The sequence below is a fragment of the Myxococcus eversor genome, assembly GCF_010894455.1.
GTDB lineage: Bacteria > Myxococcota > Myxococcia > Myxococcales > Myxococcaceae > Myxococcus > Myxococcus eversor.
In genome coordinates this window covers 111,543-125,934 of sequence record NZ_JAAIXY010000014.1, presented here as the reverse complement: position 1 = coordinate 125,934, position 14,392 = coordinate 111,543, and the positions used below count along the sequence as shown (strand labels likewise).

15 protein-coding genes are annotated in these 14,392 nt (G+C 70.1%); 7 read left to right on the top strand and 8 right to left on the bottom strand.

All coding sequences use genetic code 11. The annotated features are described in order from the left end of the window. The first annotated feature begins 20 nt into the window (after nt 1-20). A complete protein-coding gene (locus tag G4D83_RS26910) occupies nt 21-386 on the top strand; it encodes a helix-turn-helix transcriptional regulator (RefSeq protein WP_163867704.1) in 366 nt (121 codons plus the stop codon). Nucleotides 387-440: 54 nt separating this feature from the next. Here the strand turns inward: G4D83_RS26910 and G4D83_RS26905 are convergent, their stop codons facing one another. Genes G4D83_RS26905 through G4D83_RS26890 form a run of 4 tightly spaced genes read right to left on the bottom strand, consistent with a single transcriptional unit; the run spans nt 441 to nt 5,374 of the window. Then, nucleotides 441-1,967: a response regulator gene (locus G4D83_RS26905; RefSeq protein WP_240356620.1), complete on the bottom strand. Its 1,527-nt coding sequence runs from the start codon at nt 1,965-1,967 to the stop codon at nt 441-443. After that, entirely contained in the window at nt 1,960-4,005 is a 2,046-nt protein-coding gene (locus tag G4D83_RS26900; protein ID WP_163867702.1) for a hybrid sensor histidine kinase/response regulator, read from the bottom strand. The genes G4D83_RS26905 and G4D83_RS26900 overlap by 8 nt, the downstream gene beginning before the upstream one ends. Continuing rightward, entirely contained in the window at nt 4,002-4,706 is a 705-nt protein-coding gene (locus G4D83_RS26895) for a hypothetical protein (protein WP_163867701.1), read from the bottom strand. The genes G4D83_RS26900 and G4D83_RS26895 overlap by 4 nt, the downstream gene beginning before the upstream one ends. Nucleotides 4,707-4,714: 8 nt before the next feature. Continuing rightward, nucleotides 4,715-5,374 (bottom strand): cobalamin B12-binding domain-containing protein, encoded by a 660-nt coding sequence (locus G4D83_RS26890; protein ID WP_163867700.1) that lies wholly within the window; start codon nt 5,372-5,374, stop codon nt 4,715-4,717. 257 nt (nt 5,375-5,631) lie between these two features. Between G4D83_RS26890 and G4D83_RS26885 the strand changes: the two genes are divergently transcribed. Genes G4D83_RS26885 through G4D83_RS26875 form a run of 3 tightly spaced genes read left to right on the top strand, consistent with a single transcriptional unit; the run spans nt 5,632 to nt 7,556 of the window. Continuing rightward, nucleotides 5,632-6,117, top strand: a complete 486-nt coding sequence (locus G4D83_RS26885) for an RNA polymerase sigma factor (protein ID WP_163867699.1) — start codon at nt 5,632-5,634, stop codon at nt 6,115-6,117. Further along, nucleotides 6,114-6,938 (top strand): ActD-like protein, encoded by an 825-nt coding sequence (locus tag G4D83_RS26880; RefSeq protein ID WP_163867698.1) that lies wholly within the window; start codon nt 6,114-6,116, stop codon nt 6,936-6,938. The genes G4D83_RS26885 and G4D83_RS26880 overlap by 4 nt, the downstream gene beginning before the upstream one ends. A gap of 6 nt (nt 6,939-6,944) precedes the next feature. Then, nucleotides 6,945-7,556 carry a peptidase gene (locus G4D83_RS26875; protein ID WP_163867697.1) on the top strand — a complete coding sequence of 204 codons (612 nt, stop codon included), beginning with the start codon at nt 6,945-6,947 and terminating at the stop codon, nt 7,554-7,556. Nucleotides 7,557-7,562: 6 nt separating this feature from the next. Here G4D83_RS26875 and G4D83_RS26870 read toward each other — a convergent pair whose 3' ends face one another. After that, nucleotides 7,563-8,063 (bottom strand): DUF6748 domain-containing protein, encoded by a 501-nt coding sequence (locus tag G4D83_RS26870; protein WP_163867696.1) that lies wholly within the window; start codon nt 8,061-8,063, stop codon nt 7,563-7,565. 273 nt (nt 8,064-8,336) lie between these two features. On the opposite strand from G4D83_RS26870, the gene dnaN reads away from it, so the two are divergent. After that, nucleotides 8,337-9,443: a DNA polymerase III subunit beta gene (dnaN, locus tag G4D83_RS26865; protein ID WP_163867695.1), complete on the top strand. Its 1,107-nt coding sequence runs from the start codon at nt 8,337-8,339 to the stop codon at nt 9,441-9,443. Between the two features lie 256 nt (nt 9,444-9,699). Further along, entirely contained in the window at nt 9,700-10,908 is a 1,209-nt protein-coding gene (locus G4D83_RS26860; RefSeq protein WP_163867694.1) for a hypothetical protein, read from the top strand. Nucleotides 10,909-10,931: 23 nt separating this feature from the next. On the opposite strand, the gene G4D83_RS26855 is transcribed toward G4D83_RS26860, so the two are convergent. Beyond that, nucleotides 10,932-12,194, bottom strand: coding sequence for a DUF1990 family protein (locus G4D83_RS26855; RefSeq protein ID WP_163867693.1), 1,263 nt, complete (start codon nt 12,192-12,194; stop codon nt 10,932-10,934). Continuing rightward, a complete protein-coding gene (locus G4D83_RS26850) occupies nt 12,187-12,885 on the bottom strand; it encodes a DUF1990 family protein (protein ID WP_240356618.1) in 699 nt (232 codons plus the stop codon). Before G4D83_RS26850 ends, G4D83_RS26855 begins: the two co-directional genes overlap by 8 nt. 65 nt (nt 12,886-12,950) lie before the next feature. On the opposite strand from G4D83_RS26850, the gene G4D83_RS26845 reads away from it, so the two are divergent. Next, nucleotides 12,951-13,241 carry a hypothetical protein gene (locus G4D83_RS26845; RefSeq protein WP_163867692.1) on the top strand — a complete coding sequence of 97 codons (291 nt, stop codon included), beginning with the start codon at nt 12,951-12,953 and terminating at the stop codon, nt 13,239-13,241. Between the two features lie 7 nt (nt 13,242-13,248). Here the strand turns inward: G4D83_RS26845 and G4D83_RS26840 are convergent, their stop codons facing one another. Then, nucleotides 13,249-14,358 carry a DNA alkylation repair protein gene (locus G4D83_RS26840; protein WP_163867691.1) on the bottom strand — a complete coding sequence of 370 codons (1,110 nt, stop codon included), beginning with the start codon at nt 14,356-14,358 and terminating at the stop codon, nt 13,249-13,251. Nucleotides 14,359-14,392: the final 34 nt, after the last annotated feature.

Below are 14,392 nucleotides of genomic sequence, written 5' to 3'. Positions count from 1 at the left end.
ACGTTTCGGGTCGGCAAGGCATGGACAAGAAACTGGCAACCACCATCGGAGCGGCTGCGCGAGTCGCGCGGAACCGGCTGGAGCTCACACAAGCTGACGTGGCCGAACGCATCGACGTGGCCACAGAGGTCTATGGGCGTCTGGAGCGCGGCGGCATGCTTCCCAGCGTGCAGACGTTGCTCAAGCTGTGTCACGAGTTGCATGTGTCGGCGGACGAGCTGCTGGGGCTCGCGTCGCATGGCACCGCGTCCTCGCGCACCAGCGAACCGTCGTCAGCACCCGCCGAGCGACCGGAAGTCCGGCGCCTGCTTCGCACCGTGCGTCAGCTCGAAGCCCCCCACGTGAAGCTGCTGGGGCTGGTGGCCAACGCCCTGGGCCGGCGCTAGCGCGCCGCCCATTTCAATGGCGCCGGCCCGCGCCTTCTTCTCGTTCCGCTCCACTCAAAGATTCGACAGCAGGCGATCCAACTCGTCCGGCTTCACCGGCTTGACGATGTGCAGGTCGAAGCCCGCCTTGAGCGCCCGGTCGTGTCCCTCTGGCCCGCCGTAGCCCGTAATCGCGACGAGGCGGATGTCGTTGCCCACGCGCGTGCGCAGCTCCTGCGCCACCCGGTAGCCGTCCAGCCCCGGCAGGCCAATGTCCACCAGCGCCAGCTCCGGCCGCTTCTTCACCGCCAGCTCCACGCCCTGCAGGCCGTCCGGCGCCACCTCCACGTGGTGGCCCCACAGCTCCAGCAGCTCCCGCATGGCCTGGCGCGCGTCGGGGTTGTCCTCCACCAGCAGGATGTGGCGCGCGGCCCGGGTGCGCCGGGAGAGCGGCAGGGCCACCGGCTCCTCCATGAGGTGCAGGAGCGGCAGCCTCACCTCGAACTCGGAGCCCGTGCCGGTGCCGTTGCTGCGCGCGGTGACCTGGCCGCCGTGGAGCTGCACCAACTGGCGCACCAGCGTCAGGCCAATGCCCAGGCCCCCGCGCGTGCGCTCCAGGGACGTGTCCGCCTGGGCGAACAGGTCGAAGATGCGCGGCAACACCTCATTGGGGATGCCGATGCCCGTGTCGCGCACCTTCACCACCGCCTGCGCGGTGCCGTTCACGCCCTCGCGCTCCACGCGCAGGGAGATGTGGCCGCTGTCGGTGTACTTGGCGGCGTTGTCCAGGAGGTTGGTGAAGACCTGCTCCAGCCGCGTGGCGTCCCCGCTCAACCACAGCGGGCCGTCCGGCAGGGACACCTCCAGCCCCAGGCCGCGCGCCTCGGTGGAGGGGCGGATGACCTGCACGACCTGGAGCAGCACCGCGCGCAAGTCCAACCGGCCCGTGCGCAGCTCCACCTTGCCGCGCGTAATCCGGCTCACGTCCAGCAGGTCGTCCACCAGGCGCGCCAGGTGGTGGGTCTGCCGGTGGATGATGCCGCGCATCCGCGCTTCCTTGGTGTCGTCGGTCGGCTTGCGCTCCAGGATGCCGATGGCCGTCATGATGGCGGCCAGGGGATTGCGCAGCTCGTGCGCGAGCATGGCGAGGAACTCGTCCTTGCGCCGGTCCATCTCCGCCAGCTCGTCGGCGCGCCTGCGCGCGGCCTGCTCCGCGTGCCGCAGCCGCTGGAGCGAGCGCACCGTGGCGACCAGCTCCGAGGCCTCGAAGGGTTGGGTGAGGTACGCGTCGGCGCCGGAGTCCAGGCCCCGCGCCTTCTTGTCGGAGGTGACGAAGGTGGCGGACGTGTGCATCACGGCGATGGACGCCGTGTTCGGGTTGGCGCGCAGCCGCGCGCAGACCTCGTAGCCGCTGACGTCCGGCAGCTTGACGTCCAGGACGACGACGTCTGGCCGGTGCTGCTCGGCGATGAGCAACGCGGCCATGCCGGTGGCGGCCTCCAGCACGTGGTAGCCCGCCATCTCCAGGATGCGGTTGACCAGGTAGCGGTTGGCGTCGTCGTCGTTGACGTTGAGCACTGTGGCCAGTCGAGATTCAACCACGTTTCCCCTCCTGTGGAGTGTGGGAGCCCAGGCCCGCCTTGGCCAGGGCATCGCGGATGCGGCTGATGGCCACCTCGCGACTGAGCGTGTGCTTGGAGAGAATCGCCGACGTCTCGTGGGCCAGCCGCGCGCGCTCGTCGTCGCGCAGCTCGTGCGAGGTGTGGAGGATGATGGGAATCTCGCGCGTGCGCGGGTCCGCCTTCAGCGAATCCAGCACGTCGAAGGCGGTGATGTCCGGCAGGATGAAGTCCAGGAAGATGAGCTGGGGCACCTGCTCGCGCGCCAGCCGGACGCCGTCGACGCCGCCCGCGGCCTCCAGCAGCACGTAGGGCATGTCCTTGAGCAGCTGCTTGAGCAGGTAGCGGTGCACGTCATCGTCGTCGATGATGAGGATGCGCTCCACCGGCCCGCTGCGCGCCAGCTCCTGGAGCTTCCTCTGGAGGCGGACCTCGTCCACCGGCTTGAGCCAGAACTCGTCGGCGCCCAGCGCGCGCGCCTTCTGCTCGCGGTCCGTCACCGTGACGACGAGGATGGGGATATCCCGCGTGGCCTCGCCGTTCTTCATCTCCGCGAGGAAGTTCCAGCTCGTCTCGCCCTCCAGCATGACGTCCAGCACCATGGCGGCGGGCCGCACGCGCTGGAGCACCTTGCGCGCCTCGTCCGTGCTGCGCACCGGCAGCACCTGGAAGCCCGAGCGCGACAGGTACTTCTCGTAGAGGAACAGCGTCTGCCGGTCGTCCTCCAGCACCAGCACCGGCGCGCGGCCCGGCTCCAGGTGCTGGCTGCGCTCGGCCAGCCCCGCCATCTCCGAGACCTCCATGTGCACGCGGGGAATGGTGACGGTGAAGGTGGAGCCTTCTCCGAGCTTGCTCTGGAGGGTGAGGTTTCCGCCCAACAGCTCCACCAGCCTGCGCGCCAGCGGCAGGCCCAGGCCCGTGCCCTTCACCTTGCGCTGGATGTGGCTGTCGACCTGGGTGAACTCCTCGAAGACGCGCTCGTGGTTCTCCGGGGCGATGCCGATGCCCGTGTCCTTCACGGTGAAGATGACCGTCTCGCGCGGGCCCGGGGCCGCGGACACGGTGACGTGGCCGGTCTCGGTGAACTTCACCGCGTTGGACACCAGGTTGCGCAGCACCTGGCTCAGCCGCGTCTCGTCCGTCTCCAGCTCCAGCGGCTCGGTGGGCTCCACCAGCCGCAGCTCCACGGGCGACTCGTCGGGCACCAGCGGACGCATCATGCCGCGCAGCGCGGCGAGCAAATCATGCACCACGAAGTGGCTGTGGCGCAGCGTGGCCTTGCCCGCCTCCACCTTGGACAAATCCAGCAGGTCATTGACCAGCTCGAAGAGGGACTCGGCTGAGTTGCGGACGAAGGTGACCTGCTTCTCCTGCTCGGCGGACAGCGGCCCGTTGATGGGGTTGAGCAGGACCTTGGACAGGCCGAGGATGGAGTGCAGCGGCGTGCGGAACTCGTGGCTGACGTTGGCGACGACGCGGTTCTTGATTTCAGCGGCGCGGTGCAGCCCCTCCGCCTTCTCGTCCAGCGCGGCGTGCAGGCTGCGCATGCCCCGGTTGGATTCGTTCAGCTCCTGGTTGAGCCGCGACAGCTCGTCCGCGCGGCGCTTGAGCTCGCGGCGCTGTCCCTCCGTCTCGCGGTGCAGCGCGGACAATTCGCTCATGGTGGAGCTGACCTGCTCCAGCGCCTGGCCATAGTCCTCCGGCACCAGGCTGCCCACCAGCAGCACGCCGCCCTGGTGCGGGCGCGCGCGGAAGGCGAAGGTCGTGGGCACGTTGTCATGGCAGAGGATGAGCTCCCAGCCATTCACGCGCTCGTCGCGGGCCTGCACCAGCAGCTTGTCGACCTTGTCCTCGGTGCCCTGCGCGGCCATGGCCCGCAGCGACTTGCCGGGCCAGGCGTCGAGCAGTTGCCGGGCGCGGGCATCCACCCAGGTGAGCGTCCCCTCGGCGTCACACGCCAGGGCCACCTCGCGGCTCAGGTCGTCGAAGGAGGGGCTGTCGTCGGGCGTGGAGATTCTCATGAGCGCGTCTCGTCCCATGAAACGCCGGCGGTGGCGAGCAGCGCGCGGGCCTGGGGATGCCTGGCTCCGAGCACTGCCTTCAACATCCCCAGCACCGTGGGAAATGCCAGCAGTCCGAAGCCCCGGCGCGGCCAGAAGCCCACGTACCAGCGCACGTGGTCCGCCAGCAGCTCGGGCTTGCCCGCGGCGAGTGCATCCGCGAGATATGACAGCTGGAGTCGCAGTTCATCCTCCAATCGGGGCCGGTCCTCCGCCGTGAGGTAGAGGGCCAGACGTGAGGTGGCGGCTCGGCACAGCTCCGCGGCGTCATCTTGCAGCGCCCGCGAGGGTCCTTCCGGATAGCGAAGGGCCTCCCGAGCGGCGCGCACATGCTCGTACGGCTCGGTGCCTGGGCCCCAATTCTCGGCCTCCAACGCGGCGGCCAGCCCGGCGAAATTCAGGTCGAGGTGGAGGGTGGACATTCCTCGCGACACCAGCAAGGTGCGAAGCCACCGCGCATACTCCTCCATGACGGAGGGACGGTGTTCGTCCAACGATTGCACAAGGTAGCGCACATGGAAGCGGGCATCCTCGTCGCCAAAGCGGCGGGTCCGCTCGGCGCCGTAGCGCGCCTCCCAGAAGGGGTCTTGATACATCGGCTCGACAGAGGCTTTGGCGAGGGCATCGGCGCGCGCTTCGATCAGGCGGCTCGGTGTCTCCATTCGGTTCCTCAAACTCCCAGGGTGCGGCAGGCGGCGGCGACCAGCTCGCGCGCGTCCTTGCCGTGAAAGCTCACGTCCAGTTCATGCTCCAGCCCCGGCGCCCAGCGGAAGGCGTGCCCGCCCACGGCGATGGGCAGCTCGGGCATGGCCTGGCGCGCGTGCACCACCGCGCGGCGCAAGGCCGGCAGGTGGTAGGACATCGTCACCGAGAGCGCGAGCAGGTGGGGCTTCACCTCGCGCAGCATGCGCTCCAGGTGCTCGGGCGGCACGTTCGCTCCGAGGAATTGCACGTCGAAGCCGGCCATCTCCAGGAAGTCGCTGGCCATGCGCGCCCCCATCTCGTGCAGCTCCCCCTCCACGCACGACATCATGACGAGCTTGCCATTGGGCGGGTCTCTCGGCAGGTGGCGGTAGAGGTGGGCGAGCGCGAGCTGGGAGATGGCGGTGGCCTGGTGCTCCTGGGCCACGGAGATGACGTTCTCCTGCCACAGCCGGCCAATCTCGTACTGGGCCTGCTGGATGACTTCCAGATGGAGCACCTGGAGCGGGACGCCGACGAGCAGTCCCTCGTCCACCAGCAGGCGGAGGGCTTCTCTCCGGTTGCCCGCGAGCTGCGCGGTCAGATACCGGGCCCGGAGGTGGGTCAGGGTGTCTTCTGTCTCAATCACGGATGTCACGGGCTCGGGGGGAGGTCGAGTACCGGAAAGTAGTGACGGGGTCCCGCTTCGTTACAGTCGAGTACAGCGGAGCCGGGGTGTTTTCATCGACAACCCGACACTCGACAGGAGCGGCCCCGAGCGCTTGCCTCGTCGGCCGCCCTGTAGATTTTGCAGGAAGCGGGGTAGGGACGAAATCGCGAAGCGGCGGGTGACAGGTTCGCGGAGCACCGGTGTTCCCTTCACCGGACGAGGGAGGCGCGACGCCGGTGTCAATCGATGTGGAGGCCTATTACCGCCGCTACGGCCCCCAGGTGCTCCGGCGCTGCCGCTTCCTCCTGCGTGACGAGGAGAAGGCCGTGGACGCCATGCACGATGTGTTCGTGCAGTTGCTGCGCTACCAGGGGGCGCTGAAGGACGCCGCGCCGTCCAGCCTGTTGCACCGCATCTCCACCACCGTGTGTCTCAACCGGCTGCGGGGGGCGAAGCGCAGGCCCGAGGACCGCGAGGATGAGCTGGTGTTGCAGATCGCCTCCGCGGAGGACACCGAGTCACGCGCCAACGCCCGCGGGATGTTGGACAAGCTCTTCGGCCGCGTGCCGGCGTCCAGCCGGGACATCGCGGTGCTGCACCTGGTGGACGGGATGACGCTGGAGGAGACGGCCGCCGAGGTGGGCCTGTCCGTGTCGGGCGTGCGCAAGCGCCTGCGCGCGCTGACGTCGGCGCTGCAAGAGCTGGAGCTGGAGGCCGCATGAATTCCCCCGCACGCATCCCGGACTGGCTGCTGGAGCGAATCGCGCTGGGCGAGCTCCCCCCCGACGAACTGGCCGCCGCGCGCGCCCGGCTGGAGCAGGAGCCCGGGGGCCTGGAGCGGCTGGCCGCGCTGGAGGCCGACTCACGCGCCACCCTGGAGCGGCTGTCACCCGAGCGCGTGGCCCGAGAGGTGGACACCCGCTTTCGTCGCGGCGCTCAAGCGCGCCAGGCTCCGGCTCGTTCCCCGTGGCTGACGTCGGCGATGGGGCTCGTGCCCGTGCTCGCCGCGCTCGCGCTCTTCGTCATCGCGCAGCCCGACTCCAACCCCGGCGGCGCTCCCGGCTCTCCCGGTACGGAAACGACGGGCCCGGTGGCGGGCCTGGAGCCGGAGCCCACGCGCTCCAAGGGACTGACGCCCCGGCTGGAGGTCCACCGGCAGCGGGCCCAGGCGGACGAGCTGCTCGCCGAGGGTGCCTCCGCCGTCGCGGGCGACGTGGTGCAGCTGGCGTACGTGGCGGCGGGACAGACTCACGGCGTCATCCTCTCCGTGGACGGGCGCGGCTCGGTGACGGTGCACGCGCCGGAGCATGGGGCCCAGGCCGCGACGCTCTCGCCCTCCGGCACGCACCGGCTCTCCGGGGCCTACGAGCTGGATGACGCACCGCGCTTCGAGCGCTTCTTCCTGGTGACGTCGGATCATCCCTTCGCGGTGGAGCCTGTGTTGGAGGCGGCCCGGGTGCTGGCGGCCTCTCCAGAAGCGCACACCGCGTCCCTCTTCTTGCCCGAGGGCTTGACGCAGGTGTCCTTCACGCTTCAAAAGTAAGGAGTGATGAAACCCTGCGCCCTTCTCGCACTGTGGCTGTGGGCGGGGGCGGCGGCCGCGGACGTCAGCGCGGTGCGCCCCCTCCCGTTGGTGGAGGGTGAAGGTGCGTTCGCCCAGGACTCGGCGGAAGCAGCGCCCGGCATCCGACGCGGACTGCGCCGCGGCAACGTCCACATGGAGCTGTGGGGAAGCGACATCCAGCTCGCCAACCTCGCGGTGAAGGTGGGCGGAGGTCCGCTCTACCTGACGTTGCTCGCGGGCATCGAACCCGGCAGCGGCGATGAGGCGCGCTTCAGCTTCGGTCTGGGCGTGGGGGGCCATGTGGTGCTGTCGCACCGCTTCTGGCTGGACCTGGACGTGACGGGCGGCGCGGTGCAGCCGGTGCAGAAGCCGCTGGAGGGTGACGGCGGCAACGTGCTGGGCCAGGCCCGGGTGATGCTCGGGGTCCAGGTGCTGCCGCGACTGGCCGTGTTCGCCGGCCCCACCTACAACATGTGGTTCGTGTGGGGGCAGCCGGACTTCGCGTCGGTGACGCGCATGTCCGTGAGCCAGAGCCAGCCGAAGGCGGACCAGCGCCTCCAGCATTGGCCCGGCCTCCAGCTCGGCCTGCACTTCTAGCGGCGCCTACTCCAGCTTGCTGGCGCGCAGCACGGTGGCGTCGCCCGAGGGGCCCGCCTTGGGCCGCGTCTCCAGCGAGCCGCGAACCTTGAGGCCGCCCGCCGTCGTGCGCTGCATCAGCGAGTCCATCTGCTGCTCGTTGCCGCCCGTCACCGCCGACAAGTCCAGCTCGTGCACCGGAATCGCGTCCATGTCCGGCTTGTCCGCCAGGACGGCGTTGTAGCTGGGGCAGGGCGGGGCGATGCAGCGGATGCCGCTGTCCTTGACGATGTAGACGGCGCTCTCACCCGCCTTGGCCTCGCCGCCGTTGCCGGGGGTGGGCGGAGGGGCGACGGGGGTGCCGCTCTGGTCTCCGCTGGGGGGCGCGGCGTTCTCCGCGGCCGGCCGGGAGTCACCGCTCGGCGTGCCGGGCTCGTTCGAGGGCGTGGAGGAGGAGGCGGACGGCTTGCTGCAACCGGCGGCGAAGCCCAGCGCGAGGGCGGCGAGCAGAAGCGGGCGGACGTTCATGGGAAGCTCCGGAAGGCGAGTAGACAGGGAGTGTCCATCGCCCACGGGGCAAGGGCCAGTCCCCTGTCAGCTCGGCTGACCGCCAGTCAGTTGGACGGAGGGTGACTGAAACTCCGTACAGCCCGACTGGGAGTGTCCTGGCCGGGCTGTCGGCGGTGCGGACGAGGGCGCGGGCGGGGGCATTGGCGCGTTGACGCTCCCCAGGCCACGGGCTACATCGGCCCCCTGATCGGCCCCCTGGGGCCGGGACCTTTAAGGACGGGACGCCCTCCGATGGAATTCCGCATCGCCGCCGACGAGCTGAAGAAGGCCCTCTACCGCGCCCAGGGCATCGTGGAGCGCAAGACGACGATGCCCATCCTCGCCAACGTGCTCGTCAACGCGACGAAGGGCGGCATCACCGTCACCGCGTTCGATTTGGACATCGGCATCGTCTCCGAGCACCCCGCCGAGGTCATCAAGCCGGGCGCCGTCACGCTCAGCGCCAAGTACGTCTTCGACATCGTCCAGAACCTGCCCGACGCGCAGGTGACGCTGAAGAAGCTGGTCAACAACTACGTGGACATCTCCAGCGGCTCGGCCCACTTCAAGATTGTCGGCATGGCCGCCGAGGAGTACCCGAAGCTGCCCAAGGAGGAGAACGCTCCGCTGGTGCAGGTGGGTGGCAACACGCTCCTGGAGATGATCAAGAAGACCCAGTTCGCCATCTCCAGCGACGAGACGCGCTACATCCTCAACGGCGTCTTCTTCGAGCCGCAGGCCTCCGGCAAGGTCCGCATGGTGGCCACGGACGGTCACCGGCTGTCGCTCATCGAGCGCGAGCTGACGGGCGACTTCAAGCTCAAGAGCGGCGTCATCATCCCGCGCAAGGGGTTGATGGAGCTCAAGCGCCTGTTGGACGAGGCGCCGGACGCGGAGTGCCACCTGGGGTTCGCGGAGAACTCCGCGCTGTTCAAGAAGCCCGGCCTCACGATGGTGATGCGGCTCATCGACGGGCAGTTCCCCGAGTACCAGCGCGTCATCCCCAAGGAGGGCGAGAAGGTGGTTCTCGTCCCCAAGGTGCGCTTCCTGGAGGGGCTCAAGCGCATCGCGCTGTTGTCCGCGGACAAGAGCAACGCCGTGCGCATCGGCCTGGAGACGAACAAGCTGGTCATCACCGCGAGCAACCCGGACCTGGGTGAGGCGCGCGACGTGGTGGAGCTGGCCTACCAGGGCAATGACATCACCGTGGGCTTCAACGCGCGCTACCTCACGGACGTGCTCGCCGTCACGGACACGGACGAGGTGAGCTTCGAGCTGGGTGACGAGCACAGCCCCGGCGTGCTGCACGCGCCCGGTGACCGCACCTTCACCGCGGTCGTCATGCCCATGCGCGTGTGAGTCGTCCGGGGGCCTGCCCCAGGCCCTCCCGCGTCGTCTTCGAGCCCATGCGAGTCCGCGCCACGTCAGGCCGGGTCGCATGGGCTTTTCATTGCCCGAGCCCCTCGCGCAAGTGCCGCCTGGTGGACGGGAAGGCCACCGTTGGAGCGGGGGCCCTGTCGGGTGGAACAGTCATGGGCGACCCATCGTTCACTCTCGCGAGGGCCAATGGGTCCGAGGGCCTGCCGGAAGCGGGGGCCGCTTTTATAGTGAGGGCGTGGCCACGCACCCGGACAACCTGCGCGCACGACTCGAGGACCGCGCGGACCTCCTGGAGGCCACGCGCCTGCGCTACGTGGCCCTGCGAGGGATGCTGGAGGCGTTCTTCTGGAAGGACCGCGTGCGCGCCCACTTCGAGCTCTTGCGCGAGGTGGCGCAGGTGCAGCCGGAGGTGGACGCCACGCTCACCGCGCTGAAGCGCCGCGCCGCCGCGGAGGGCTGGCCGCGCGAGGCCGCGCCCATGAAGCTGATGGCGGAGGTGGAGCGGCTGCGCGCGGCCGTCCAGCACGTGGCGCTGCGGCGGCTGCCGGAGGCGGAGCGCTCGGTGTCGTTGGGCGAGGCGCTGCTGCGGCTGGAGGAGGTGGTGCTGGAGGCGGGGCCGCTGTTGGGCGGACGCACCTGGGCCCGGGCCGTGGAGCTGCTGCCGCGCAACCTGCCGGAGCTGCGCGCCGCGTGCGCCGCCGCCGAGGTGTGTGAGCGCGTCTTCAAGCGCCCCACGCCCGAGGGGGTGTTGCCCTTCAACGAGGCGGAGGCGGAGGAGCTGCGCCGCGCCCTGCCGCTGGCCGAGTCCGCGCTGGCCTCGCTGTGGCAACGCCTGGAGCACTTCGACACCAGCGGGCGGGTGAAGGACTTCCTGGCGCGGCGGGCCTCGCGCGTGCCGTTGCATGTGCCCCGCAGTGGACCGGAGCTGGTGCTGCACGCGGCCTTCTGGCACGGCGTGGCGAGGGCGAGGCTGCGCGCGCTGCTGGAGAACCGCCTGGCGCCTGTCCTCCCGTTGGAGCGGGAGGTGCCGGAGCTGCTGCCGTGGCTGGCCGCGCGTGAGTCGAGCGGTGGGGTCGAGGCGAGGCTCGCTTCGGGCGAGGTCTTCGATGAGGGCCGCGCGGGCCTGTTCGAGCTGGCGGCTGAGCTGGCCACCCTGTCACGTGAGCGGCCCGCTGGAGCCTGGAGCGAGGAGGCCGCGTGGGCGCGCCTGTGGAGCGCGGCGCAGCGGGCACGCGACGAGGGCGGCGCGGACGTGGAGCGGCTGCGCGATGCCTTGCGCCTGTTCAGCATCCTGCACGGCAAGGCGCAGACGCCGGCCCGGCTGTTCCTACCGTCCCGCGCGCAGCCGCGTGCCTCGGAGGACGCGGGGCCGGACATGACGCACGTGAAGGACCTGCCCGCGCTGGTGCAGGCCGCGCGGAACGCGGCCTCTCGCCACGGTTGAGCGAGAGGCCCTGACGTTCCGCTTCAGCTCGCCGTGGCCGTGTCGTCCACGAGGGGCATCAGCCGCGTGGCGAGCGCCGCCAGCAGCGCGTCCTCCGCGAAGGCCGCCACCATGGCGGGGATGTGGAGCTTCCCCGTGGCCAGCTTCCTCAGCGAGTAGAAGGCCCAGGTGGAGGCCACCGCGGCCAGTCCGCCCATCGCCGCCGCGAGCACGACGCGCCGCCGCGTCTGTCCTCCCACCGACGAGGCCGCCGCCATCGTGCCCATGAAGATGCGGCCCGTCATGGGCACCCACTTCACGCGCGCGGGAGTCGTCGGCAGCTTGTCCGCCACCAGCTCGCCCAGCGCGAGCACCTCCAGCACCCGAGGCACCCAGGGCTTCGAAAAGGCGACGGACAACGGGTCCGTCCTCGCCCCCGGCGACTGGGCCAGCTTGCGGCTCACCAGCGTGGGCGCACTCAGACTGCGCATGCCCGCGAGCACTCCCAGCCCCACGGGTGTCAACCAATGTCCTCGTTCCACGGCGTCCACCTCCTCTTCCAGCTGTGACTTCAATCGTCCCGGCGCGCGCTGCGTGTAGAAGCCCACCGGGCCCAGCTCCTCCAACTCGTGTCCGGAGTGGTCCACCCTGCCGTGATGCGCGGGCATGCCCGCGAACTCTGGATGATGCCGCGTCAGCTCGCGCATGCGCGCATGCGTCAGCCGGTGCCAGGCGCGTTGGTAGCGCTTGCCCACGAGCGCGAAGCCCAGGCGGCTCCACGCGGTGGGGAACGTCCCGGGCCGCCAGCTCGCCTCGATTTCGAAGCGCACCTCTCCGGTGTCGTGGTGCTTGCGCAAGAGGAACCACTCGCGCCCTTTTTCGAGGTGTCCTTCCAGCGTCACGAAGCCGAAGCCATACACGCTGCACGTCTCGCCAATCTCCAGGCGCGTGTCGCCCACGCGCACCGCGCACAGGAAGCGCAGCCGCGCGCCCAGGGACTTCAGCTCCAGCAGCACCGTGCGCCCATCCAGCGGCGTGTCGGGGGAGAAGTGCCAGCGGACGATGCGCGGGTCGGAGAAGTCGAAGGTCTCCATCACGCCCCGGGCGCGCTCGAACAGGCCCGTGGGCAACGGCGGGCCCGGCTGCTCGCGGCCCAGCGTGGACACCGAGTGCACCTGGTTCCAGCCCGCCTCCAGCGTCATCTCTCCCGACGCCGCGGTGAAGTTGCGCACCAGCGCGCGCGCCTTCTCCAGCCGGGGGGCCAGCTCGTCATCCGTCCAGCCGGAGAACCAGCGCCACTCAATCATCGGCGTCGTCTCCTCGCGCGAGGAAGGTGGGCCCGGACATCACGTCTCCACCTTGGGGCTCCTCGGCCAGCTCCTGCGTGTCCGCGTGGATGCCGCCCACCACGCCCTCGCCCGCGGAGAGGGCCACGCGCAGGACGAACTCCGTCCAGGTGTTGGTCTGCATCGCCTCGCCCCCGGTGACGAAGCCCCAGTGGTGCATGTGCGAGCCGGAGCGCGCGCGGCTGCGGATGTGGAAGAGCACGTCGCCGTACTCGTTGCGGTACGCGCCGAAGGTGATGCGCCCCGCCTCCGGATGGCCGGGGAGGGTGGCGAGCGTCAGGCTCTGCCGGTCCTTGTGGATGACGCGCACGCCGAACGTCCCCGCGCCGACGATGTGCACGGTGAGCACCTCACCCTCCTCCAGCGGCTGGTCCTGACGGGACGGGGACTCACGCGTGAAGACACACAGCTCGTCGGGCGCGAACTCGGAGAACCTCCGCGCCACCCAGTCCAGGATGACGGCGGGCCGGTAGCGACAGTGCCGGATGAGGGCCCAGTAGTCGCGTTGCAGGAGCGGGCCCGCGCCCGCCTCGGGAAGCTGGAGTCCTCCCGCTTCTCCGCCCGCCGTGTCCGGTGTGGTGTGGTGGTTCACCCTCTCGCCCTTCGCGTGGTTCGGTCCCACCATGATGGGGACCGCGACGCCGGGAGGCATGGGGCTTTCCCACGAGCGCGCGGGGCGAGCGGCCGAACCGCCTGGCTGCTCGGGGAGGAAGCACGATGAGCCTGGACGTCAACCCCGCGAGTGCCGCGTCGAAGCACGAATACGAGCTGCCCCCCGTGTTGCGCGCGGAGCACACGGACAGCTCGTTCACCCGCCTGCTGGAGCAGCAGGCGGCCAAGATTCCCTCTCACTGGTTCCTCTTCGTCAGCCTGTGCTCGATGGGCGTGTCGCTGAGCCTGGAGCTGATGGGCCGCCAGCAGCCGGCCCGCTTCATCGGCTCCTGGGTGTCGCCACTCCTGGTGATGGGCGTCTACAACAAGCTGGTGAAGCTGCTCGGGCCGCGCTGAGGCGGCCTCACTCCACCACGTCGACTTCGCCCAGCGGCAGGTCCACGCCATTCACCCGCGCCTCGAAGCGGTGCGGGCCCGGGTAGTGGCGGCGCGTGGTGAGCCGCGCCAGTGACACGCGCTTGCCCAGGGTCTCCTCCTGGCCGGGCGAAAGCGTCAGCGCGCGCACCTTGAAGACCTTGGGCTTGGGCGCCTCGCCGCGCGCCTTGAAGAAGTGCACGGCCAGGTCCACCACGAGCGACTGGGTGCGCTTGGAGCGATTGGCCACCACGAAGCGCACGTCCACCGCGCCGCCCAGCTTCGCGCGGCGGGGCAGCTCCGTGGCCCGGGCTTCGATTCCGGTGGGCTTTCCCGCGCCCAGCACCTCCAGCGCGGCGGGCTCGCCTCGCTTGACGGCGGAGCGCAGCGCGTGGCGCACCAGCCACTCCCGCTCTGGTGAGGCGTCCTTCAGCCACGCCTTCGCCACCTTCACCAGCACGGCCGGGTGGTCCTTGCCGATGTCGTTGAGGTTGTTGGCCACCGAGCGACGCACGTACAGGTCCACGTCGTCCTTGAGCAGCTCCAACAGCTCCAGCACCGGACGCGGGTCCTCCTGGAAGGCGCGCAGGCGCGAGGCCCACGGCAGGCGCGGACGCGTGCCCTCCGACACGAGCCTGCGCACATGGACGCTCTCGTCCTTCGTCCATTCGCGCAGGCGCTTCAGCGTCTTCTCCGGGTGCCGCTCCAGGAAGGGGCGGATGGAGAACTCCGCCGTGAAGCGCTGGGTGAGCGCGTGCTGGGCCCGCATGGACTCCTCGAAGTGCTCCAGGCCGTGCTCGGACACGAACATCGTGTGGGGGAGGTAGAAGAAGACCTCCATGCCCACCCGGTCCGTGTCCCGCAGCGGGCCCAGTGAGCGCACCACCACCTCCACCGCCTTCGGGTAGTCGGAGGGGAGGGCCCGGTGCATGGCCTGGGAGATGTGCCGCGCGCGGCCGATGAGCTCGTGCCCCTCCAATCCCTGACGTGCCTCCTCGAGGAAGGTGTCGAGGGGGAATGAGGACCGGGCCTTGTGCAGCGCGGTGCCCAGCCGCTCCACCAGCCGGGCGTCGAAGAAGGTCTTGAGTGGCTCCGCCATGGGCCGGACCAAAGCCTTTCGTGAAGGGGTCCAC

Bases quoted from the DNA above. Each gene is read 5' to 3' on its own strand.
- G4D83_RS26910 (WP_163867704.1), top strand. From the start codon at position 21: ATGGACAAGAAACTGGCAACCACCATCGGAGCGGCTGCGCGAGTCGCG.
- G4D83_RS26900 (WP_163867702.1), bottom strand. From the start codon at position 4,005: ATGAGAATCTCCACGCCCGACGACAGCCCCTCCTTCGACGACCTGAGC.
- G4D83_RS26895 (WP_163867701.1), bottom strand. From the start codon at position 4,706: ATGGAGACACCGAGCCGCCTGATCGAAGCGCGCGCCGATGCCCTCGCC.
- G4D83_RS26880 (WP_163867698.1), top strand. From the start codon at position 6,114: ATGAATTCCCCCGCACGCATCCCGGACTGGCTGCTGGAGCGAATCGCG.
- G4D83_RS26875 (WP_163867697.1), top strand. From the start codon at position 6,945: ATGAAACCCTGCGCCCTTCTCGCACTGTGGCTGTGGGCGGGGGCGGCG.
- G4D83_RS26870 (WP_163867696.1), bottom strand. From the start codon at position 8,063: ATGAACGTCCGCCCGCTTCTGCTCGCCGCCCTCGCGCTGGGCTTCGCC.
- dnaN (WP_163867695.1), top strand. From the start codon at position 8,337: ATGGAATTCCGCATCGCCGCCGACGAGCTGAAGAAGGCCCTCTACCGC.
- G4D83_RS26855 (WP_163867693.1), bottom strand. From the start codon at position 12,194: ATGATTGAGTGGCGCTGGTTCTCCGGCTGGACGGATGACGAGCTGGCC.
- G4D83_RS26850 (WP_240356618.1), bottom strand. From the start codon at position 12,885: ATGCCTCCCGGCGTCGCGGTCCCCATCATGGTGGGACCGAACCACGCG.
- G4D83_RS26845 (WP_163867692.1), top strand. From the start codon at position 12,951: ATGAGCCTGGACGTCAACCCCGCGAGTGCCGCGTCGAAGCACGAATAC.
- G4D83_RS26840 (WP_163867691.1), bottom strand. From the start codon at position 14,358: ATGGCGGAGCCACTCAAGACCTTCTTCGACGCCCGGCTGGTGGAGCGG.